The following is a 26,089-nucleotide window of genomic DNA, read 5'->3' as shown; positions in this document are numbered from 1 at the left end:
GCAACCGATCGAGATATCGACGGAATCGAAACGAGCGTGGGAAGCCGCGAGGCAGACATGGAAACCGGCTACCGAGAGCGCGAACACCGCAGGTGAGCGTGGCGGGGCTTCCGCCGAGGCCGCGGGGAAGGCGGCGGCCGCGCAGCCACAAACACGGGGCGGGCAACCGGCCTCGGCTTCGGTCGACGGCGCGGGTGGTGGAACACCCGCTGCGACCGGCGGTCGAGCGCCTGAGGGCGCCGCCGGTAAAGCGCCGGAGGGAGCAGGCGGTCGAGCGTCGGGGTCGCAGGCCGCTGCCTCGTCCGACGCCGCCGCGGCTCGGCCGCGTGCGGAGGCGACCGCAACGGTCGAGCGGCCGCAGGCGGATAAGCAGGGCGCTGCCGGGCGGTCGCCCGCGCCGCGCTCGGTCGAGGCGGCAGGTGCAACCGCGCCGCCGCCGCAGGTCGCGGTGGACGCGCCTTCGGTCGGCGGGGTTCCCGAGAAGGCCGGTGCTCCGCCCGGAGCACACGCCGCGGTCGCGGACGGTGCCGGCAACGAGGCATCGGCGCGGCCCCATCCGGTCGCCGAGGGCGATGCGGGATCGCCGGACGCTCGCACCGAACACGGAACGCCGGGTGGCGACGAGCATGCGACCGCGCAGCGGGAGGCGACCGCCGAGCAGCCCGGCCGGGAAACTCCTGAGAGCACGGGCCGGATCGAGGCGGACGGCCCGGACACGCCTGCTGCGGGCGACCGTTCGGCATCCGTGCACGACGAGCGGAATGCTCCGGCCACCGATCATGACGGTCTCGCCGAAGCCGCCGGCCTGCCACGCAGTGACCGCGATCGGGCGGTCGATCTGCTGATCGATTTCCACCAGGCCTCCGCCGAGCATGTACCGGAAAGTCAGCGCCTGTCCAACCTTCCCGATGATGTGCTGAAGGCGGGACTGCACGGCGGTGATGAGCACCAGTCGATGCTGGCGACAGTGGAGGTCATCCGGCGGGGCACGGTCAGTGACGCGGTGCCGGGTGGGATGGTGCTGCGGGTCGAGCAGGCCGAAGCCGTCTACGCGATGAAATCGCGCCCGGTGGAGATGAAACCCGGCGAGGGCAAATCGCTGGTATTCATGGCGACCGCAATACAACGTGCGGTGCACCATGGCTCGGTTCTGCTCGTGACAACGACCGATGGGCTGGCCAATCGCGAAGTCGTCACGTACGAGAAGTTGTTGACCGATTCTTCGAATCAGAAGGTGTTGACCGATTTCGGGATCGATGTGTTCCGCGCCGATCAGGAGAACGGCTTCGGGCCGATCACCCAGGGTCGGCCGGCGATCGTGGTGGCGACCGGCGAAACGGTCGGGCATTTGTGCAATGCCGGTATCGAGCCACCGCGGCATGTCCTGATCGACGAGATGGACGGCATCATCGACCGCGGTGAACGGCAGTTCCTGCGGTCCGAAGGTCCCGAGCAGGCGGCTCCGGCGGAAACGGCCCGGCAGGTGTTCGACGCGCACGAATTCCTCACCGAGGCGCTGGCGGACGGGACGTTGTCGCACGAAGATTTCGGCCTCCGGCGGATCGCCGAGGAAATCGGCGTCCAGGCCGACGGCACACCGGAGTTGATGTTCTGGTACGACGGTCAACCCGAGCTCACGCCCGCGGGGCGGGCAAAGGTCGAGGCGCTGCCCGACGGCTCGCGCTGGCTGGAGGGTATGGGCGCCTCCAGGCTGGAGACCGCCGCCAACGCCGAATTTCTCGTCCGGGCAGGTGTCCATTACGAAATGGACGCGGGCAAGATCGTCATCATCGATCAGGCCGAGCACGGGCTGCAACGGAACCCGAAGACCTCGAGCGAATCCCGGTGGAGCGCGGAGCCGGGTAAAGCGAGCCTCGCGCAGGCCATCGAGGCGAAGGAGATCCGCGCGGCCGAAGCCCGAGGGGAGAAGGCCGGGGATCATCGGATCGTGGTGCGCGCGGACGCGGAATCCGCCAAACGCATCGATTCGGTCGAAATCTACCGTGTCGGAGAGGGATCTTTCTTCGATGAAGTGACCGGTGCGTCCGGCACGCTCACCGACCTGAACCCGGTACTGCAGAAAATCTACGGTCTGGAACCGGCGCACGAGGTCGGACGGTCACAGACGCACCGGTTGGTGGAAGGCCAGCACGATGTGGCCGAGAACACCCATGCCAAGCTGCGCACGATCGCCGAGTACGCGAACGAGATACGGGATGGGGGTGCGGGACGGTTCCAGGAGATCCTGTGTCACCGCAACGATCTGGTCGAGCGGCAGGTGCAGGCACTGGTGCGCGCGGGGGTGCCGCGCGAGGCGATCGAAGCGGTCGACGCCAAGCGGATCGTCGGCTGGGGTGCGGACTGGGAATCCCAGTTGCAGAGGGTTTTCGACGAGGCCGGTGAGCAGGGCAAGATCCTGGTGATCAACCGGCAGGGCCAGCGCGGCGTCGACATCTCGGTGTCGGATGCGGTGAAGGCCATGGGCGGCATGCATGTCTGGATGACCGAGGCGCCGGAGCAGTCCTACATCCACGAGCAGGCCAAGAACCGCACGGCACGTAACGGTCAGCTCGGCAGCGCGCAGGTGGTGATGTCGCCCGAGGACGCGTTGATCCGCAATGCCATGCACCTGCGCGGAGTACGTGAGACGGTGGTCCACTACGAGCAGGCCGTGGCCGCGCACGCCGCCGATCCCACCCCCCAGACCCACGACGCGGTGGTCGAGGCACGCCAATCCGTCCGCGAGCTGGTGCCCGAACTGCAGCAGCGGGCGCTGCGGCACTCCACGGCGGATTTCGTCCGGCATCACGCCTTCTCGACCGCCATGCCCACCGTCACCCTCGCCGAGGCCGACACCGGGCAGTATCGCCGTGATGACGAGGTCGACTTCGTACGACCGGATGGGCCGGCGGACCGGACCGCGCGCCTGGCCGGGTTGCTGGGTATCCCGGCTCCGGAGGTCGCGAACCAGATCGCCGCACTCGAACGCACCGGTGTCGACGACCCGATGCGCGAGCTGCTGCACCAGGCCGGTATCACACCGGCAGCGGCCGAGGCACTGAAACAACATGTCGACGAGACCGCCTCCGCGGCGGCGCGGGACCGGGCAAGGTTCAACGACCAAGACGCAGTGACCCATCTGGGCCAATTACGGGGCCGGCTCGCGAAACAACTCGGTATCCAGATCCTGGATATCGACGGCGCCGAAGGTATGCGCACGCTTGATCCCGAAGTCACCGAGGCCCGGGACGCTCTCGCGGCAGCTTTGGGTTATCCCGCCGCCGGCATCACCCCCTCCGTCGCCCGCGACATCCTCGGCGAAGCGCTAGTCGATCACCTGCCCGGCGCGAATACCGCAGAATCCGAGGCACGCGACGATACTGCCGCGGCTGAAAGAGGTTCCGAGCCAATGGGCCACGACCCTCAGAATGCGACAGCCCAGGCTGCCGTTGCTCAACGATCTGACACCCAGAACAGCGACACACACCACGGGACAGCCGACGATATTGTTGCTGCCGCGTCACGCTATTTGGCTCTTTCGTCCCTGTTCGATTTGGTTGTGCAGTTCCATCGGCGCAGTCCCAACAGTTGTGTCAACAATGCCGTGACCGGGATGCGGGTATTGTGTCCCGACAACGCCGACCGCTTCCAGGCGCGCCCGACCCGGCTCAGGGGATACGGCCACGACGCTATGCTCGATATCTTCGGCGCCGAACTCGAGACGGCCGGATCGCTGGATCAGGTGGCCGAATCGCTGAAAACACGGCCCGGTGGAATCACCGTCCTGGTCTACAAATGGAAAAACACCCGAGCCAACGGCACCAGCACCGAGGCCGACGACCATATGGTGCTGCTGGTCAACGACAGCACCTCGGTCGACAAACCGAACCTGGTCGTCGTCGACCTGGCCGCGTCGCGCGACCGCAACACCGAAAACGACTACGGTCCCAAGGATCTGCGCAACCGCCGCACCTTGCTGAACAAGGCCATCGGATTCGACGATTGGCGCCGCGAACAGGAAGTATTCATCAACCGGATGCCCGCCGACGAGCGGCGGTTCGAGACCATCGAGTTCGATCGGGATGGCAACCTCGTCTCCGGATCGCGCACGGAAGCGCCCGACGCCGAGACGCTGCCACCATCCCAGCAAGTCACCGTCTCCTCGGACACAGTGGACGACATCGAATCGGCGTTCGCGGGGCTGCCGGGCCTGGGCGAGGCGATACCGGTCCGATCGAGTGCCGCCGGGGATGTATCGAACGATACGCGCCGTGAGGAATACAGTCCGGTCGGCAGTCGACCCCACGACGGTCCTGACCACATCACGGACGACCCTGGACCCACCGGCGATCACACGAACACAGCCGGCAATTCCCTTCCCACGGTGCTCCAGCTGATCCAGGATCGCGCCCAGCTGAACCGCTTGCGTACGCGCCGGGACGACCTGCGAGCACAACTGCGCCAGCTCGGGGGCGCGGCTGTCGAACCGTTCGGCAGACGGCCGGTGGAACTGCTCGACATAAAACTGCGCGAAGAGCTGCGGGCAGGTGTGGGGCCGGTGGCGGACAAACAGCGCCTCGTCGAGCTGATCGTGAAGTACCGAGAGCTCGACGTACTGGTCGTATCCGCTGACGAAAGTCTTCGGGTCGCGGGAGTCCGGACCTACGATGACGGCCCGGCCGACACGATGCCGTTCTATCGCCCCTGGCAGGGAACTGCCGAGGAATTCGACGCGCTCTCCGATGCGGACAAGCATGCAGTCGCCAAGGCCGAATTATCCGAGAGCACCCTGGATTTCGACACCCCCGCAGCCGGTGCAGAGTATGCCCGGACACACCTCGGATCCGTCGCAGCCGAGCATACCGAGTCGATCGAGTGGGCGAAGCAGGACGCCAACGGCACCTCGTTGTTCGGATATTCGGCGGTCAGCCGGTATGTGGCGACACCCTACGAAGAGAAGACGGCCGACGATCCGGCCCGGCCGCATGTGCGACACCTCGATGACGCCATCCTGAGCAACCGGACAGCCGTCGATTCCTGGGTCGTCGCCGAGACCGTACTGGACTCGGCCGACAACGCGGATCCGGCATCCATGCGCGGCCAACTGTGCGACGCCCGAGGCTACCTGTGCGGCGAAATGGGCAGCACACCATCGGCCCGCCTACAGGATTCCGATGTCGTCCATCTGCGGGTGCCCGCCGGCACCCCCCTGCTCGGCACCGAATCCGTCACCCGCACCCCGGAAGTCGTGCTCATGCACGGGACTCGATATGTCGTCACGCGAGCATTTGCCGACGAGGACGGCTTGGTCCATGTGTACGGGTTCGTTCTCGCCGACGAATGGGGCCCGATCCCGGGATCTGCGGAAAACCGAACCGGTGTCGCACCGGACAGCATCGGCAGTAGGCCGTCGCAAAACGCGGCCGATCCGGCGTCGCCGGACAGCGCGAGTGCGTTGAACCGTGCGCGGGGCGAGTGGATCACTGCGCGACGTGATGACAAGGGCCGGCGGGACGGCAGGACTATGACCGCGGCTGACCTGGCCGGAGCTGTGGATGTGGATCCCAGCACCATGAGCCGGATCGAACGGGGAAGCACCCGGCCGCGGCCCGGACTCTTCGTGAAGATCGGCCGGGCGCTGGGTGTGCCGAGATCCGAATTCGTGGATATTGCACGCAATTTGTACCCGGACGCCGACTTCGATCTGGCACCGGCCGCATACCCACTCGACGCGCCGGGACGTTGGCTCTCGGCGATGCTTCACGACCGGGACATGTCGTGGAATGAGCTGGTGGAGGCCAGCGGGATCAGCGCGAAATATCTGAACTCGATCGGTAAGGGCGAGACCGTTCCGGGCGCCGCTGTTTTCCTGTCGCTGTGTCAGGCGTTGAACCTTGGAGCCGAAGCCATCGGGGCGGCCGCCGACCGGTTCTTCCCGGGAACGCCGGCGGATCTCGCCCCGACTGCGTACGCCCGAGAGGAACGCGGACTGTGGCTCCGAGCGCAGCGCAACGACCATGGCATCTCAGATGAAGAGCTGGCACAGGCAGCAGGGATCGGCACCGAACGTCTCCGATCGGTCGAACGGGCGGAGCGTGACCTCGGGGTAGTTGATTTCCTGTCGTTGTGTCAGGCGTTGGGCCTCGGGCGCGAAGCCATCGATACAGCCGCCGACCGGTTCTTCCCGGGGGTGAGGGTCGGCCTCGACCCGGCTGCGTACGCTCCAGAGGAGCACGGCCTTTGGCTCCGAGCACTCCGTTACGACCGTGGCAAATCCCCCGAGGAGGTGGCGGAGGCCGCGGGGATCAGCACCATCCACCTTCGCTCGATCGAAACAGGTGAACGAGCCCCCGGGGTAGTTGTCTTCCTGTCGCTGTGCGACGCACTGGGTATCGAGACCGACGTGACCGGCCGGGCTGCCGGACGGTTCTTCCCGGATGCGAGGTTCGATCTCGACCGGTCCGCCTATACTTCCGCGGATCAGGGACTGTGGTTCAGGGCGCTGAGGTACCACTATCGCCTGCAACGGTCCGATGTGGCAGACGATACGGGCCTGACCGCGAATTATATCGGCCAGATCGAGCGCGGAGAACGCACACCGAGCCGACGCGCTTTCCGGCTGCTCGGCCGGGAGCTGGGGATCAGCCCGATCGACCTGGATGCGGCCGAGCGCCACTTCTCTGCTTCAGCGCGCACGGATAATCCGGGCCTGCGGTTCGACGACCTCACCGCCGGTAGCGAGGCACAGGCCGACCTGGTGGAACGACAAATCGCCGAGTTGCTGAAGGGTTGGTCGGATCCGGCGTATGTGCGGGAGATCGCCGCGGCTGTCGGTGCGTCGATTCAGTGGGGGCAGGGGCAGATATCTCTCCGGGCCGAGTTCGATGCCGATGCGGTGCACATTGATCTCGTCGACATCACTGGGGATCACAGCTATGTGCGGGTCGAGTGGCGGCTGGGGCGCACTCCGGGGCCGGTGGAGCGGGCCGCCGAGCCAACGGTCGAAAGGTCCACGGAGGAAATTGATCTCGACCGCTTGATGGAGATGTTCGGCGAATCCGCGCCCGAAGAGATACCGCCGTACCAGCGGGAGGTTCGCCGGATTCGCAATGCCGTCGAGGCACGGCTGCTGGAATACGATGCGGACGTCTCCGGCGACGTAGTCGACAGCATCATGCGAGCGGTGAGCGAACTGGTCACCAACGCGAAGAAGCACCTCTACAGCAATTCCTCGTCGGCCGGCCTGGCCCCGGAGGAAGTCCTCGATCTGGCGATTCGGGGTGTCGGAGACGACTACCAGGTGCACCTCGCGGTCACCAATGACATCGCCCCGGGCGTCGCCGCGAAACTGCCGAAATGGACAGCCGACGAACAAGCTGTGGACCGGGAAGGCGGCCGCGGCACGCAGCTCGTGATCGCCGAGAGCACGGTCGCGGTCCGCCGCATCATCTTCGCCAATGGCAAGAACACCATCGAGCATTCGGTCGAATTCCACGCGACACCTCCTGCCGGTGATGTCGCCGTCACGCACAGCCGCAGCACGACGCGCAAGCCCGCAACCACCCGCTACACCACGACCGGCCGATTCCTGCGCCCCGCCACGCAGGAGCCGGCCGATGCCGTACCAGATCACGTCGTCGCGTGCGCCGGCTCGACCATCCGGGCCGCGTGGGCCGATGGACTCGACGATGCGCTCATCCCGCACCAGGACTCGGAGAGCTGGGACGACCTCGTCACCGGCCTCACCACCGGTCTCGCCGAAATCGTCGATGCCGATAGGGCGCTTGCCGAGCGCCTGGACCGTGAAATCGACAGCCTGCTCGAGCCCGGCAATTCGCGGCACAGCTCGGTCTTCGTCGTCGAGCGCGACGGAATCGCGCACGCCTTCTATGTCACCCAGCTCGACGGCGTCATCTTCGTCCACGACACCAATGTCCCCCGCATAGCCGACCCCGGCCTGGGCGGCAAAACCATTGCCCGAATCCGCGACCGCGAAACCTGGCAGCGATTCTTCCGAGAGTCGTTTCCCCGGGTGGACCGCGCATTCTTCGCCCACTTCGAACGCGCCGAAGGTGTTCTCGCTCCCGTACCACACGAGCCCGGCGCCGCCCAGGCATACATCCAGGGCGCGATCACCGCGAAACAGACCAACGACAATCTCACCGCCGTCCTGATCGAGGGACCCACCGATGCGATCGGCGCGCGACCGGACCGGACGCCCGGCGATCGCGACGACACCGCGACGGCCGCTCCCACCGCGTGGCAGCAACAGACCAACTCGGCGGGCGGGCCGGAGGACGCCATCGGGAGCAAACCACACCAACCGAACTCGCTCCCGGCGCTTGTCATCCAGGGGCTGGAATTCGGTGTGGTGCGGAGCGAACCATTGCCGGGGGCGCGTGGGGTCACGGTCGAGCGAGTGAGCTTCGGCAACGGTTACCAGTGCATCCGAGAGACCTACGGCGATGCCGACGAGGCGGCGAAACAGTGGCTGATATCGGAGATCGGCGGCGCCATGGGCGCGCCGGTCGCCGGCACGTACCCGGACTCCGACGACAGCGCAGTGCTGTATCGCGAGATTGTTCCTGCGCGCACGGCCAATAGCGTTCTGCCGCAGAGGATGTCGCGGGCCTACGACCTCGGATTGATCGACGAAGACCCGGCGGATGAGATGCGCGTGGCGCTCGGCCCCCTCGATCGCGGGTATCTGGATTCGGAGTCGGGTGAGCTGCTCGGACTGTTGGACGCCGTCACCGGGACCCGGCGCGGCACGCTCCATTGGAGTATTGGTGCGGATCACGAGGTGACCGGCGGTCGCGCGGCGATCGACTCCGAGGATGCCGCGCCGAGCCCGTTCGCCGCCAAGTTCACCCGGATTGTCGACGACCGCGCGCGGTGGCAGGACCATTCGATCCCGCGGTCGGCGATCACCGCGATACGGGAACGGGTGGCCCATCTGGGGCCACGGATAGAGATCTTCTACAGCGCGCAGCAGGACATGTTGTCCGACATCCACCAGCGAGTGCTGACCGAGCTGACTCATGCGGAGCGGCACGCGCTACACACACCGGACGAGACAGCGCACGTCAGCGGATTGAGCGCCGACGCGCAGGCCAAGGCACGGTTGGTAGAGGAGTTCAATCTCGACCATCCGTACTTCACCATCAGCGGTTTCGACCACCCCAGGGTGCCCGTCGACGCGGTTCGGGAAATTCTCGAGACGCTGGCCGACCTGCTCACCCGGTACCGGTACGCGCCCGGTCTGGCCGAGCACATGACCGATATTCGTGGTCTGGCCATCGAATTCCTGGGCTCCGAGCTGACCAACGCCGAGATGGTGGGTCGAGCGGGCAGAACCCGGGCCCGATGGATGCGGCTGAGCCTGTCCCGAGTGGCCGACCGGGCTCTGGCTCTGGAGGACGATGCCAGAGACCGCAAGACCGGCTTCCATCCGAGCAGCGGCCAGCCCTACCGCGACGATGTGATCCACGAATTCGCACACGCGATCGCCGATGCCACCGGCCAGCGGCTCAACCGGAAAGCCGGCAGTACGCTGCGACAAGCCTGGGCCGCAATGTTCATCGCCCGGCTGATCACCGAACCGTTCGAGCAATGGCTACAGCGCCTACCGGCGTCGGCCTTCACCGACCGGACGAAGGACACACTCGACCCGGTCGAGGCGGTCGCGGTCGGATTCGCCGATGTCGAGATCAATGGTGCCGTCGTCGGCAGCCCGCAATGGGTGATTCACCACTTCGTCACCACCCTGAGTCCGCCCGAAATCACCCCTGACTTGGTGGTGAATCTTCCTTCCGCTATCGCGGCACCGGGTAATGCGGGAGATCCGACCGGGGGCGAGAATGACAGCATCGGCAGCAGACCGGCGGGCAATACGGAGGCGGCGGCGTACCGGCGCTATCGAGACCGGCTCGGGGGGCAGTACCGCGATCTGGCGGAACGGTTGAGTGTTGTCGCAGGCCAACCATTGTCGGCCGAGAAGGGGCAACGCGCCGGTGGATCACCGGCGCCCATCCTTCCGGCAGAGGTCCGCACATGTCTGCCGTGGGTTGTCGACATTCTGCAGCGCAACGGCCTGCCCGTGCTGCCTGTCACCGGGCGCCGGGCCGTCCACTTCCAGACCGCTACCGGTTCCGGGCTGCAACATCAGCCGGTCACCACTCGTGACCGGTCCGACGACCCGATGTGGAAGGCCGTCGACGACCTGCGCACGAAACCGGTCGGCACCTATGCCGTCGCAGTCGTCGGCCGCGGCGAGCGCGCGCACGCGTACATCATCACCCGCCGAACCAACCCAGGAACCGGACTCACCACCACCTACGTCCACGACCAGCTCACCGGCGGCGACCCCCGCCCCTACCTCGACTGGAAAGCCACCTATACCGAGCCCGAGCACGCCTACATCGCCTACTTCGAGCCCACCGGCACCGGCACTCTCGAAGCCCGGACCACGCCCGACCGATCCCAAGTCGCCCCTTCCTTCGAAGGAATCGACATCACGGGGGCGCCGGGACGAAACCCGGACGGTCGTTCGCTTCTGCGGTGGTTCCGCGAGCGCCGGGCCGCGCAAACGGAGGAGCAGAAGAATCTCACGAAATTCGCGGTCTGGTCGGGTGTTGCGGGCGCGGGGAGCGCCGGAGCAGCGACGTATCTGATCAACGCCGTCCAGCAGACGACGGGTTCGGTCGAGATGACCGGGATGGCCAGTGCGCTGATGAGCTCCGCGGCCTTGGCGGCAACACTGCCGGGAGGCATGCTCGTCGACCGGAACGCCCGCCGGTGGATGATGCGGGCGGGGTTGCTCGGCTCGGTGGCCGCCGGCGGCGCGGCCTTGTATGCCGGGCTCGGCCTGCCCGGCACCGTCGAGGCACTCATCGGCGCGGGGACCGTCATGGCGGCAACCGGCGCGGTATACAACGCCGGAGTCCAGGTTTACGGTCCGTCGCTCATCAGCACGCCGGAGGGACGCAAAGCCGCCGACACCCTCATGATGATCGACCGCCATTCCAGCGGTTTGCTCGGCAGATTCACCTGGCCGGTCATGGCAAACATTTCCGCCGCCATGCCGTTGTGGGCAAGCGCGGCAACGGGTTTGGCGAATTGGCGGGCAATGCGCGGCTTGCCTGATACGAGCCCGGAGAAGGAAGAAAAACCTTCGATGCGCGAGGTGGCGCGCACGATGTGGAACGACCGATACATGCGCTACTACCAGGGCCTGCTCATTCCCTGGGGCGTCGGCGGCAGCGCTATCTGGGTGCAGCTGGCAGCGTTGATGGATGAGGCGAACTATTCTCCGCAGAGCATCGGAATGGTGGCGGCCAGCGCAGGTATCGGGACGTTGTTCGGCGCGGCGCTGAAGGCGTGGAAATCCTTTCGGGAATGGATCAAAGACCGAACCCTGGGACTCACCTTCGGTAGTTGGATGATACAGGCGGGCACCCTGGCGGCCACCGATAATCAGTGGCTCATCGCCGGTTCCGTGGCGGCGACCGGCGCCACTGTGATGCTCAACAATATCGATTTCGCCTACTACCTGCGTAATCTCACCGGCAATGGGCTCGGGCAGGGGTGGTCGATCACCAACACGGTCAATCAGGTCAGCGCCATCGCCGGCTCCGGACTGGTGATCCCGGCCGTAGCGACCTTGGGCCGCACCGGTGCCGGCCTGGCCACCGCCGGTATGTTCGCCGGCGCCACCGCCGCCGCGCTCGTATTGGAAAACGGTGTCCGCCGCCAGTGGTGGGAGGAATTGCGCGACGACTGCCTCGACCGGACCGCCCGAATCCTGCACGGGCTGGGTAAGGAGGACGCCACCGCACCCCGCGGCAGGAAACGGAACTACAAAACCCTCGAAAAGTACACCAGGGGCGCACTCGTCGAATACCACCTCCCGGCCGATACCGCCGACGAAACAACGGACCCGCAGGCCCCGCGCACCCCTGGCGTGTTCGGACCGCTCATCGACCAGGTCAAGAATGCCGAGCGGACCGAGGTCGACACGATGGACGTCCTGGTCGACGACGGCGGCAGAACCATACAGGTCTTCACGATCGTCAATACCGGCCCCGGCCAGGCGATCATCTTCGACACCAACATCAAGCACGCCGAAGCGAAATCATCCGGCGAGAAAGAGCTCCATATTCCCCGGGTGATCGACGCCGATGAATTCACCCACCCCTACGAGACAATCCGCCGAATCCACACCGCCCGATACCGCAGAACCGAGGACGGCACTCTCGAAGACATCAACAAGGGCCTCCCTCAAAGAGACCGCGGCAACCCACCCAGCAAGAAGAGAATCGGCCTCCTGGAGCCCAACGAAAAGCCCACTACGCCGGAAGCATCCGATACGCACGAAATATCCGAGAGCAAAGACCCTTCCGACGACAACAGCGTCCTACACCGCGCTCGAGGCAACGATGAAGCGGCATTCGAGCAACTGCGCGGAAAGTACGGAGGCGCCGTGTTCGCGAAAGTGCGTACCGATCTGGGCGTTCCGGCAACCGCTGTCCCGTTCGAGCTACGGCCGTTGGTGGGCGTAGCGCATCGACTCAGCCGGTTGACGTTCGTCATCGCGGACTATTACCGCTGGCCGGTCCAGGATGCCGCCCCGCTCGAATGGTTGCACGGCATCGCGAGCAATCTGGTGACCGGCTGGTTCGAAATGGATGCTACGCATCGCGGCCACGCCGCCGATGCCCTTGCCGTGGCGCAGCACGGAGGAAGCCTCACGGTGGCGCAGCGCAGTGCGCTCGACCGGCTACTCGAGGCCGGCCGGCGCGATCTTGGGGCGGCGACCGGCGATCACGACGACACCGCCACACCATCTCCCACCCGATCGCAGCGACGGACCAGTGGGTCGGACGATATCGGCGCCAGACCCACGCACAGCGGAATACCCGACGACGCGCAACCCTCCGACCATCGACCGGCCGGCACACCATGGTCGGGCAAAACAGTCACACAGGCCGATATGCCTGCATCCGACGGCCCCAACACGGGCGGACCGCCGCTGTCGCCCGTCCATCCGGATTCCGGCGACCCCATCGGCAGCGCGCCGACCAACGTCCCGCTGGACCCGTTCGACGCCGCACCGGCGGTGGAACTGGTCCCAACGAGCCCGTCGGATCGCGGCGGGCAAGGCGACAGCACCATCGGATCTCGACCCGGCCGAGGGGACGAGCCGGCATCGACGGACCAGCAGGGCGAGGTGGCCGGCGCATCGAGGTCGACACCGTGGAGCGGTCGCCCGTCCGGACCGCACTCGGGTCGCTCGGACGAACAGGGACCCGACGACGATGGATTCTCAGGATCTCCCGCCTCCGGCGATGCCGTCACCTCACTGTTCGGCAAGTCTGCCGTAACCATGACCGTGCCGCGGCGCGAGGTGTCGGCGAATTCCGCACCGGACCGGGTAACGGCCGCACTTCTCGAGATGCTCGGTGGCTGGCCCCAGGACAGGGTCGATATGACCTCAGCGGCAGTGCACGACCTGCTACGCCGGGTGTTCGACCACCCACGCACCACGGCGGAAGCGGCTGCGACGGTGACCCTGAAAGTGCAGGACGGCGCAGCGGCGGTCGAGGTTTCGAGCGAATACACCGACCGGCCGCTGACATTCCGGCTGAGCCGGGACGACGGGTCGGGGATCGTCACCGCCGGATTGTCGGTGCCACTGGTGAGCCGTCCGGAAAAGGGCGGATTGCCGTTCGCAGAGGTACACACCATGGTCGGCCGGATAACGGGTCTCGCGTTCGAGTCGCAGCGCGAGATGATCCAGCGTGCGGTCGCGTACTTCGGTGAACGAAGCTTGGACAATGGATATGACCTGGATCCCGTCCGTCTGCCTTGGGTGGAGTTGACGGTCGAGGTCGGCGAATCGGGCAGGTCGTCGTTGCGGCTTGCCGTGGCCAACCGGTCCCAGCAGGACTCGGTGACGATCACCGCCACCCCCGACGGTACCGGCGTCGTGATCTGGCGCTACCTCGACGACACCACCGAACCGCATCACCTCGACGACGCAGTGCGTTTCCTGGTCACCGAACAGTCCGGCGGGACCGAGCACGTGGCGGCCGCGGCGAGCGATATCGCCGTGCGAGTATACGGCGACCGCGCCGAGTCGCACGTGCACGACCGGGGTATGGGGCTGGAGGTGCGGATCGAGCCGGACGGGCAGAACCTCGGAATCTCGGTGTGGCACCATGGCAGACATACCTCGGGAACCGTCCCGCTGCACCTGAATGAAACGTATGGTGCCGTTACCGATCTGGCCGGCCTCGGCGACCGGGTGGCGGAGTTGGCGACCACCTTGGGCTTGCCGGTAGACCCGCAGAAACCGGAATCCGTCCGGGCAGCGCTGGCGGCTGTGCGGCTGGATCGAACGTGGCGCGTCGAGCGCTTCCGGACCGCTGCGGAGCAATACCTCGACGGTATCGACGACCCCGCGCGTTGGGCATCGTTGCACATGCTGATCACTGAATACGGCGGAGCGGAAACACCCGGCGAGTTGGACGGCCTGGTGCGCTGGCTCAACCAAGAGTACGGGGATCCAGCACAGGTCGTGCCCGATGCCGAGGAGTTCGGTAAGCGGCTTCGGGTGGTCCTGGACTGGCCTTCGGAACTGCCGGACTCGGGCATGGACCTGCGGACCGTACTGTCGGCGATTTCGCGTTATCGCGCCGAGGACGACCTCGATCGCTACCCGCCGGGTATCGACCAGTTGCGTGAGTTCGCCGGGTGGAGCGCGACGCTGCACCGGGTCATGGATCTCACCGGCGCACCGGCGGACACGGCCAGAATGCTCATTCCGGCACTCTTCGAGGTGGAGCGCCTGGTCCGCGCACGTTACGATCTGGACGAGTCCGCCCGGGTCGACCCGGACCTGATCCGCGAACTCGCGCATGTCACCATCGCTGCCCACCGCGGTGAATCGGTCGCCGACAGCTCACCGGACGAAGTCCGTAAGTTGTTGGATGCGGAGCTGATCTTCCAGTTCTATGGGCTCGGCAGACGCTTGGACGCGCTGCACTCCGCAAGCCGCGGACACCTCGAACACACGGTGATGCTCGGCGAGATCGCCCGCCTGCAAGATCTGATCGTCGAGCAATGGCCGCAGGCAGAGGGGCGGTCCTTCCGATTTTTCGAATTCGTCACACAGCAATATGCGCAATCATGGGATCCTTACCACCTGGTACTGCGCTACCGGAGCGTCCGCGACGAGGCACCGGACTATGTCGTCGGCTCACTCGACGAGTTGGCAGAACGCCCCGCCGATCAGACCGATCAGACCGATCAGCAGGACGGCTTCGAAGCCGACAAAGAATGGGGCGCAGGCGAATATGTTCTGCGCAACTATGTCGGGGAGTGGGTGGACGGTGTCTTCACACCTGCGAACCATGACCGACCGGGCACGCTCGTCCCGCCCCGGTTCCGCTACCGGATCTTCGGCCACGACCTCGCATTGATCGATGCCATCATCCGGTTCCTGAAAGCCGAGGGATTCGGTCCGGGACAGTTCGAGCACATCGGAAACATCGGGGGCGGCAACGCGCTCGGCTATACGCTGGCTCTCGCCCCCTTCGTCCGGAACAACGTCGAACAGCTCATCTACGAGGGCAACGCCGACGAATGGCTCTACGCCCAAGCGATGTACGGTCCCGGCCCGGGGATGCAGAAATATGTCGACTCTCACGGCATCCCGCGAATGTTCAACACTCGCACGATCTGGCGGCAATGGGTACCCGCGAGCGCTGAGATCATGGCCCGCTACTACCCGGATCACGAATCCGCCGTAGCGGACGCCCGTTCGGACGAGCGAGCCGATGCCGTCATTTCCGACGTGTTGAGCGAGTCCATACCCACCGAGGGAAATGTCTTCGCGCTGCAGGACGGACGCTGGGCGGCGACCGAAATGACCTTTGTCCACGATTCGCTCAGCTGGGAACTCGATGTGGCGCTGGGAGCCTTCGAGCGTGCTCTGGCAGCGGCCACCGAATGCTCGATCGTGGCATTTGTGATGAACGACCAGGACGAGGCGGGTCCGGAAGGTAAAGGCAAGGGTTACTACGCGGGCGAGGAATTGTTCCCGAATACGGCCTACCTGCGGCAGCCGTATCTGAATATCCTGCGCCAGGATCCGCGGGTGAAGTCGATCCGAGTGCTCGAATCCCACGACTTTCCGGGCGGAGAGGAACAATTCTCTCCGGACGAGCACGGCCTCGCGGCGTGGGTGGTCACGTTCTATTCGCCGGAGGAGATGGCGAGCAAACGGTCTCGTCCCGCACGGCCGGCCGAGGCGTGGCATATACCGATCTCCGACGAGGTCGCCCCGGACGCGGCGATTGCGGTGGTCAAGGATCTGGTACGCGACGTCATGATGGGTAGCTCCGCCGCCGACCTGGAAGCTGTGCAATCCACAGCCGAGGAACTGGCCTCCGAGGTGCTGCCGCGGCTGAGCGCACCGGCGGAATTCGTGGTCCTAATCGACAGCGAGGGGGTGGTGCGGCTCGAACTCGCCTACGCCGGGGGTGCTGTCGCAGCCGGTAGACTACAGCCCGAGCCGCTCGGCGATACGAGCAACTACGCACCGGCGATGCGCGGTGTGTTCCGGGCGGGCCGGGGCAGCGACGGCGGCAGTCCTGACGACGCACGCACCCCATCCTTGCCCAACCGGTCCACAGGATCTCCGGGCTCCGACAGCATCGGTGCGAGGCCACGGTCCGAGCAACCGGGCTCCGGATCGAACGATCGCGAAATGGAAATGCGGACGCAGGCCGAAACTGCGCGCAGGGGCTCATCGAATAACCGGGGCCGGAGTCCGAACGACCCCATCGGGTCTCGGCCCGGTCACGAATCGAATCCGGACCCACACGCGCAGTCGTCCCCCGAACAGCAGTCGTGGAACCGTGGTCAGGACAACCCGATGCGGGGGATGAACGACGCGTTGAGCCGGGACGGCTTTTATCTTCCCGCACTCGGTTTCGACGACGGTGTACCGCACCACCCGGAGCGGACAGTGCCGTTGGCCGGGGCGCAGTTCGCCGCCGATATTGCCTGGCGGAAGTTGCGTGAAGGGCGTGCCGAGCACCCGGCGGACTCGCCCGACAGGTCGCGGGATCTCGACGCGGCCGACCAGCTCTACGCGCGGTTGACCGATGCGCGCCGGGAACACACCGCGGCGCTGCTGCGGTATGGGTACTGGGACGCCCATACCGTGGACCTGAGCGGATGGCGCGATCACGACATCGCGGAAAATGATTTGTTCTGGCTGTCCTACCGGCAGGCCGACCCCGGCGAACGCGCGCAGCAGCGGGAAGCCGCCCGGCAGTATCGGGAAGCGCGCGATCGGTTGGCCGCGGCGGACCGCGATCTGACGCGGCTGGTGGAGGCAGCGGGGATCGACCCGCGACGGGCCGATCTCGGACGGCACGCGAGCCTGGTCGGGGCGCTGCAAACGTTTGCCGACCTGGTCGGTGCGGACTGGGTTCGCCGCCCCGACCACCCCGATTTCGGCGCCGCACCCGACGATCTGGCCGACAGTGTGCGCGCCCGGGTTCTGCGTTACCCGGGGCAGACGTACCTGGCCTGGGAGTTGCGTCGACTGGGCCCGGGCGCTGCTGCGCTGGTGTCGGATACGTCCCGCGGGGACGCGGGGCAGTATGTGCTGTCGAATATCGATGGCACGATCGTGGAGATCGAACGCAGCACCGGAGTGCTGCGGGAATTCGCTCCGGAGGACGATTTCCGTTCGAAGGTGGAGGGTGTCTTCTTCGGGCCGGACAAACGACCGGTGCACCTTGTCGACGGGGCCTGGGACCGCATTCCCCTGTTCGACCCGGGCACGGCGCGACAGCGCGGTGCGGAAGTCACTCGGTTGCACACCGCGACCGCCGCGCAGCAGCAGGACGGATTGACCGAGCTCGCTGCCCGTCGGTCGTCGGTGGTCCTGAAGCAATATGTCACCACCGCCGAATACCGCCAATTGGCGACAAAGCTCGGTTTGGACCCGGATACGCTGAGCCGGCAGCAACTGGACCGGATGGCGCAGACCCCGCCCCCGCCTGCGGAGAAGCAGAGTCGGTTCTACCTCCCGGCGCCGGCCCCTCTCGCCGAGCGGTTGCCGGAGTTGGTCCGGATCGCCGCCGAACTCGACCGGCTGTCCGGGCAGGTGCGGGAGCTGGACGAGCAGATCGCCGCCGGGCTCGCGGGACGGCCGCAGTCCGAGCCCGGCCCGGCCGACCGGGCCCGGTTCCACGGTCCGGCGGTAGTGGCGCTGGCCATGGCGCTGTCCCACAACCCGGATATCCGTCCGCTCGGCGTGGACAGCGGCGACCACGGCGCCCCGGAATTCGCGGTCGCCGCGGCGCTCGGTTCCGAACCGCGCACCTTCACCGGCGGCATCGAGCAGATATGCCGGGTGGTGGCGGCGTTGGGTGACGGCGCGGCCGTCGTGCTGTCCGGTGCCGCCGGAGAGATCGGCGCGCTGGCCAATATCCGCGATCGGGTCGTGGCGGTCGGCCGCGACGGCGTGGTGCTGAAGGAGATGCCGCTCGACATACCCGGCGATAATCCGGAGGTGGCGGGTTTCGTCTTCACCGGGGCCGAAACCGCCGTACACCCGATGGCCGCGGACACACGTGCGCAGCTGACGGAGTTGGCCGCCCAGTACGCCACGGCATCGAGAGCGGGGGATCCGGAGACAGTGGAGCGGGTCCGCCGGGCGGCCGACCTGTTGTGTTACGGCCCCGGCCGGAGTGAGCCGGTGCAGTATGGCACCGGCTACCGCCGGACCGACCGGTCGCCGTTCGGGAATCTCGACATCACCGTGCTGCCGGAGCCGCTGGGACGGCTGTGGGAGCAGTTGCGCACTGTCGAGGTCCACGGGCGCCGTGAGATGTCTGTCGACACCGACGGTATGTCCTGGTCACAGATCGACGACCTGCGCGAACAGCTGCGGGCACTCGATCCGGCCTTGGCTCGTGCCGGCTGGAGCGGGTGGGGCCGGGCCGCACTTGCCGAGCTCGATCGAGACGCGGGTAAGGCAGTGATGGTACGCGCCGACCTCGAAACCGCACGACAGAGCGTGCAGTGGACCGAGCAGGGCTGGGTGGAAGTCACCAAGCGGCCGGTCGTCGCCGAGGAGGAGTCCGAGGCGGCCGATATCACCGACCGGATCGGCAGGCTGGAGCGTGAGCGCGATGAACTGATGAAACGACACGGTCTGACGCCCGGGGGAGCGCGGACCGAGCCAGGGAATTCACCCGGTGCCCCAGAGGTGCTCGAAAAGCTCACGCGTCAACGGGAATTCATCGACGGACAACTCGACCGGCTGGCTGTCCGAGCAGGGACCGACCTGACACGTCTGGACCAGGTGACGTTGCCCGAGGGCGAAGAACGGAAACGGCTCGAGCTCCGGCGCCATCAGGTCGAGCTGGCGCGGTTGGCGCAGATTCTGCGGCAACTGCGGCTGCTCCGACACGAACCGGGTCCGGTAGAGCCTATGCCGATGCCGCCGCGGCCGGCGCTGGGCGACAAAGGCCCGGCCGTCGCGGACTTCGGGCTGTTACAGGATCGGATCCGGCTGCTGCTCGGGCAGGTCGGCGAAGCGAGTGACCACGCCGGCGTGCCGCCGGATTCGGCGAGGCGGCGGGACGCGCGCCGGGCAGTGGACGAGCAGTGGCGCGCCTTGGCCGCGGCGTTGGAGGTGGATCCGGCGCAGTTGGCAGACCTGTCGGCGACCGTCCTCGACGACCCAACCCGGCTCCCCGCCGACGACGCCATACGGCCACTGGTCGAACGGTGGGGACCAGCGGATCGACAGCGCGCGGCGGCCGTCCGGAAGCGGGCCGAAGCGATCATCCGCCTCGACGCGGTGGTCGCCGAACTCCACGACGCACAGCAGGTACTCGACGACGAAGCGACCCGCCGCCACCACGAGCATCGGTATCGCAAGTCTGAAGGGGGCACCTGGCTCACCGACCACGCCAAGCTGGTGCCGGCCGAGCCCGGCAGGAAGCCCACGCTGCTCATCGTTGCCACGCACGGCCGGCACGAGCGGGCTCGGCGTGAGCTGGTTGCCGAGCATGCGGAGTTCGCCGGGGCATTGGCGCGCTCGTCGCCCTACAACGTCGCCTATATAACGGTCAGCCCGCGTGCGGACGGAGAAGTCGACTACCAGATCGAGAGCAAGGAGTACCGCCCGAGCAACGCCGAGATCGGCGCTCGGCTGATGATGGCGTACGCCGATGCCTTGCTCGCGGGTCGGCCGGCGGGTCCGATCGGATTCGACACCTGGATGGAGTCGCTCGGCGGGTTCAGTTCCTCGACCACCCTCGATGAACTGGAAGCGCGGATCGACATCACCGAGGACGTCGACGACACCAGCGCGCGTGCGGCCGTGATCCGGATGCTGACCGAGGAGCATCATCCCCGCGCACGGTGGCGGGACACACCCCCGGACCTCCCGGTCGCCACCACGTCGCACGAGATCGTGGTCGGCGGCGTAGTGATCCAAGTCCAGATGCGCGAGAACGGTGAGGCGAACAGGTGGAATCGGTTCGAACTCGCTCATACCTATCGTGCCGCGGATACGGACAAGGCCGTGGCGTGGATGTTCGCGGGAGGTCTGCGGGCCCGCTCGAAGGAGGCGCTGGCCAAAAAGGTTGCCCGGGCGCTCGGGAACGGCCGGATCGACCCGGCGTTCACCGGTGAGGGGCGACCGCCGGCGTCCGATTCGGCCTCGGATCGCGGCGGGCAAGGCGACAGCCCGATTGGATCTCGACCCGGCCAAGGCCCCTCGGACCGAGCGGCCGCCGACGCCGCGGGACCACTGGCGCTCTTGTCGGCTGCGCGCGCCGGTGACGAGACGGCAAGAGAGCGACTGTGGCAGCGGTTCTCCCGCGATATCGCTATGCGGGTCTCCGCAGGGGCGATGGCCGACCGACCCGATCGGCGCGAGCTGGTCGGGCAGGTCCTGCGGGAGGTCTTCGACCTCGCTTTCGATCCGAAGGGGCCCGTTGCGCCTGTGCGGGACGTCGAGCCATGGTTGCGCGCGATAGCTCGGGACGTAGTCGACCGCATGGTGTTCCGCCATGTGTGCACCGGTGTCGCCACGGTACTGCGAGGGAAGGGGATGGAGTCCAGTCCGGCATACCGCCTGCTGGTGGACCCGATCCCGGCAGCTGCCGCCCAGCAGGCAATGGCAGCGCTGGCCGCCACGCGGCATGACCAGCGGTTGCGGCAGACTTTCTGGGTGGGTGGCAGCCTGGCCGACGGCACGAATCTTCCGCAATTCGATCAAACTGCCGTTCTACAGCTGTTGCGCGTTGTGGCAGAGGCTGTCGGCAAGCACGTTCCGGCGATGCCGGAAGAATCCGACTCATATCCAGTGGACGCGGCACTCGACCAGATTTTCGATGCCACTCATTTCCCGCAGGTGGCACCGGCTGGTCCGCTCGGGGAAATATCGGAGCAAACGGATGAAGGCTCCGACCCGGGTGCTGCCCCGCCCTCGCCCGCGTTGCTGCGGGTGGCCCTACTCCGCGACCCGGACCTGGTGATACCGCATTTCGCGAGTCCGCCCGGACGGGAGGCACTGTATGCGGAACTGTACTTCGGATACAGCCGTCCCATCGACAAAGTAGCGAAAAGCACGGACAGCACCGAGAGCATGGTCAGCGACGGGCTGGAGCATATTGCCCAGGTGGCGGTCGGGAAACTTCCCCCGAAGTTGGTGGCGAGTTATCAGGAGGCGGTTGCAGACCACGCATCAACAATCGAGGGTGTGGCGGAGAAGGCCGGGACAGGCCCTGTCGAGGCCGATAATGCGCTCAACGGTTCTCCCGGTGTAGGTCCCGAGACGCGGCAGAAGGTGTACACGGCAGCTGACCAGCTCGGGTACCAGCGGAGCGACTTCATGCGGCTGCGCCGGGAATTGATGTGCGCTCTCATGTTCCATGATCACCAATCGTCCTGGGGACTGGATGGTCGAGTGCTGGCCGCGGCGACGATGTCCGATCTGGAGAGCGCGTTCGTTCGGCTGGGCATGCTCGAGCAGCAGGTGATCGTATCGCGATTCGAGGCGGTGCGGTCGGTTGCCGAGAGTGCGCAGCATTTGGACATATCGGAGCCCATGGTCCGGATGTTGGAGCGGACCGCGATGCGTGACCTGGTCGAGTCGTTGACTGCGGTGGTGGTTCCTGCGGTGGCCAGGGAGTTCGCTGCTCCTGCGGCTGAGGTGCGGTTCGCCGCGTTCGAGGCCATGGTGCGGTTGCGGCGGTTGGAGCGCGACTATCCCGGGGTGCTGCAACCGGCAGAGTTCGCAGAGGCGGCACAACTGCCCGATTCCGCTGTTCGCCTGATCAACCAAGTCCACGGCATAGTTTCGAAGGAGGACTCCGCCGGTGCGGCGTCGCGGGCCCTGGCGATCCTGCGGGTTGCCCTTCGCGACCCGGATCCTGCGATACCGCATTTTCCGGATCTGCCCGAACCGGAAGTACTGTATGCAGAACTGCACTTCGGGTACGGCTTGCCCATAGACAAGGTAGCGGCAAGCGCGGGCGTCGACCAGAAAAGCGTCTACGACCGGCTGGCGCGCTTCGCCCAGCTGTCTGTCGCGCAGCTTCCCTTGGAGATAGTGGCGAGGCATCGGGTTGCCGGTGCACACCGCACACTTACCACCGAGGATCTGGCGAAGACGGTCAGGGCAAGTTCGGCCAGGATCAAGGTAAGTCCGGCCGGGGTCAGCAGGGCACTCAACGGTTCTCCCGGCGTGGGCCCCGAGACGCGGCAGATGGTGTACGCGGTAGCTGATCGGCTCGGGTACCAGCGGAGCGACTTCATGCGGCTGCGCCGGGAATTGATGTGCGCTCTCATGTTCCATGATCACCAATCGTCCTGGGGACTGGATGGGCGAGTGCTGGCCGCGGCGACGAGGGACGAGCTGCATGGTGCGATCGGCCGACTGGGTGAGACCTCGGAGCGGGTGGTCAGATTGCGGTTCGAGGAGTTGCGGTCGGTTGCCGAGACCGCGGCGCGGCTGGGTATGGCGGAGTCCACGGTCCGGGAGTTGGAGCGGACCGCGGTGCGTGACCTGGTCGGGGAGTTGGCTGCGGTTGTGAAACCTGCGGTGGCCAGGGAGTTCAGTGCTCCTGCTGTGGGGGTGCGGTTCGCTGCGTTCGAGGCCCTGGTGCGGTTGCGGCGGCTGGAGCGCGACTACCCGGGGGTGCTGCAACCGTCACAGTTCGCGGAGGCGGCACAAGCGCCCAACTCCGCTGTTCGCCTGATCAACCAAGTTCTCGGCTCGGCTTCTGTTGCCGGAGAGGGGCAACCGCCCGCTGCCCCCACGCCGGCGCCGGACGGGTCGGCTGCGCGTCCACCGCGGGGTGGTGGAGCGGCGGCGGGGCTACCGCCGGAGCGCTTGTCCTTCGACGATCCAGGCGGCCACGGCCTCGACCGCACCGCGTCCGAGCCTCGCATCCCGGCGCGGCCCACACCGTGGAGCGGGGCTGCACAGCGAAAATCGGATGATCGAGATCCGCGCGGTGGGCCGACGAGATCGTCCGCCTCGGGAGATGCCGACGGCGCAATAGGCTCCCGGCCGGATCGGCTTCCGCCCTCCGATCCGAACAACCCACCCGAGCCCGGCCGGTCGAATATGCACGTCACCATGTTCCGGCCGCTCGGTGCGGTGAACGACGCACGCCCGAGCATGCCGAAAACGGTGGCCGAGGCCGCGACGCAGGAGGCGCTGCGACGCGGGCAGCAGCTGCAAGGGTTCAACAACTTCAACTACGCGCTCCCGGAGCTCGGTCTGTTCGCCCGGATGCGTAAGCCTTCCGAGGGCGTGGACCCGCGGGTGTTGCGGGAGTACGACACCCTGCGGCTACTGGCGAAGTACGAGGTGAAGAATGTGCCCCTGCCGTATGCGAGGCTGACCGATCTGTGTCTCGAGGACCGGTGGGTTGCCACCGAGTCCACACCGATCGTGCTCACGAATATGCTGCCGGGGCGGCAGGCCACCGCATCGGACTTCTACGACAACCGCGATGAGATACTGGCCGGTTTCCGCGGGCTGTGGGCGCAATTGGATCGGATTCCGGAATCGGAAATCCGCGAGCTGTTGCAAGAATCGATGCCCGAAGATCGGGATACCGCAGGGTTTTTCCGATGGATTATCGACAAACAGCGGCGCTTGTTCGAGGATCTGCTGCAAAATCCCGCGGCAGCACGGATTTTCGATGAGCTCCAGATTCCGCGCGATATGTTCGATCTGGTCGAGGCGATGGTCGAGGAGGCCGAACCCGAAGACTTCACGCTGCTGCACGGTGACGTCATTCCGGACAACACGCTGCTCCCGTTCGGGATGGTGGATTGGGATCTGGCACTGCTGGGCCCACGATGCTGGGACAAGGCGATTCTGGACCATCGGGGTGTGGCCGGGATCTTGTCCAGCGCCGATATGCCCGTCAACGTACGGATCGCCAGAGCGATTCTCGATGTGCAGCGGGTAGCGCATGACACCGTGCCCGCAATCCTCGGCCGGGAGATTGACCCCAGTCGTGACACCGCCTACATGGCCAGCTATGCCGCGGTGCTCGAGATGGCGGGCACATCCGCCCGGGGCAGTGCCGATCTGGTCCGACGGGCGTTGGGGCACGACCACCAGTTGGTCGTCGATACCGCGTCGAACCCGAGGGTGATCACAGTTCCGCTCCGTGAGGACGGACAGGCCTTCGACGAGCCCAGGATCCGGAACGTCACACACGCGATCCGAGGGTTCGTCCGTGAAACGATGAGCGACTGGCCCGGCTGGAAACAAAGCGCGGCCGCCGCGACCACCGCGCTGTCCGTCGGCGCAGCGTTGCGCACGTCCGTGGGCAGAGCAGTGCTCACGCTGGTCAGCACCAATGAACCATGGTGGAACCGGGTCACCCGGGTGACTGTGCTGGACACCGGCACCGAACCCGTCGCCCTCGATATTCCCGCCGGCGCCCGCGACTGGATCGGGGAGTTCGAGGACACCCGGCTCAGCGACAACAGCGAGGGATGGAACCGGTCCCTGACCTTCGTCATGCGCACGCGGTACTTCGGCACGGTCAGCGCGGACAAGACTATGACCGCCACGCGGGCGCCGGACCGGCTGATCGGCTCGGAGGTCGCCGGCCCACTGCGCAGGGCACGGGAATATTCGACGCTTGGTGAGCGCGGATCTCAGGCCGTGGCGATGACCGAAGACGAAGCGTCGATGTTGCGCGACCTGGCCTCGAGCACGCGCGCCTTCCGCATCGAGAGCCCTCATCGCTGGAGCACGGTCGTCGCCGATAGTTTCTTCCTGGTCGGCGATCAGCCCGCAGTCGCGCCCACCACCATGAGGGAGGCACAGTTGCTGGCGCTGCTGCACCGCCACGGGGTGACACGCGTGCCGCGCCCACTGTGCGTGCTCGAACCGCAGGCGCCGCATGACGGCTCGGCGCCGGTGATCGTCGAGGAGCGGCTGCCCGGGCACCCGGTCGCTGCCGCCGATTGGGGCCATGTGGTGGACGAGGTCGACGCTCCGGTGCAGACATTGCTGGAACAATTGCGGCAGGTCCCCGCCACCGCGCTGACCGACGGCTATCTCGTCGCCGACGATCCTGCCCGGCTGCTGCGCACATTGGTCGACGAGGACATGCGAACGGCAGCGGCACATGGAGACAAGCTTGCCGCCCATAACATTCCGGCCCAACCGTTCGCCCCGATCCTCGCGATGGCGCTTCGGCCGAAGCGATCCCAGCTGATTCCCGCTGCCCTCACCATCGACAACATCCTGTTCGTGAACGGCCGCGTATCCGGCTTCACCGGATGGCGACGGGTGATGTGGGCTGACCCTGACTTCGCTTGGGCGACACTGGGTTTATCGCTGGGCACCGAGCCCGGCGGCGGAAACCAGCGGGTGTATCGCGACTATCTCCGGATCAGTCGATTGCTCCGGGCGCTGGCCGAGTCGAAATCGGACAAGCTGTCCGCGGAGCTGCGCTCCGATCTACGCTTTGCCCGCGCGCTGTGGGACGCGGCCACCGATCCCGCATCGTAG

At 66.5% G+C, this 26,089-nt stretch carries 1 protein-coding gene (only partly in view); it reads left to right on the top strand.

All coding sequences use genetic code 11. The annotated features are described in order from the left end of the window. A protein-coding gene (locus NF4_RS23765; protein ID WP_063129594.1) for an MFS transporter crosses the window boundary here: on the top strand, window positions 1-26,089 show its 3' portion. Its footprint begins 1,061 nt before the window's first position; 26,089 of the gene's 27,150 nt are visible here — the last part of the coding sequence; its start codon lies beyond the left edge, outside the window; the stop codon is at window positions 26,087-26,089.

Origin of the sequence: Nocardia fusca NBRC 14340, assembly GCF_001618425.1 — a bacterium.
In the GTDB taxonomy this organism is placed as follows: Bacteria; Actinomycetota; Actinomycetes; order Mycobacteriales; family Mycobacteriaceae; genus Nocardia; species Nocardia fusca.
Note: the sequence above shows the minus strand (reverse complement) of the source record. Positions and strands in the feature narration are given on the sequence as shown.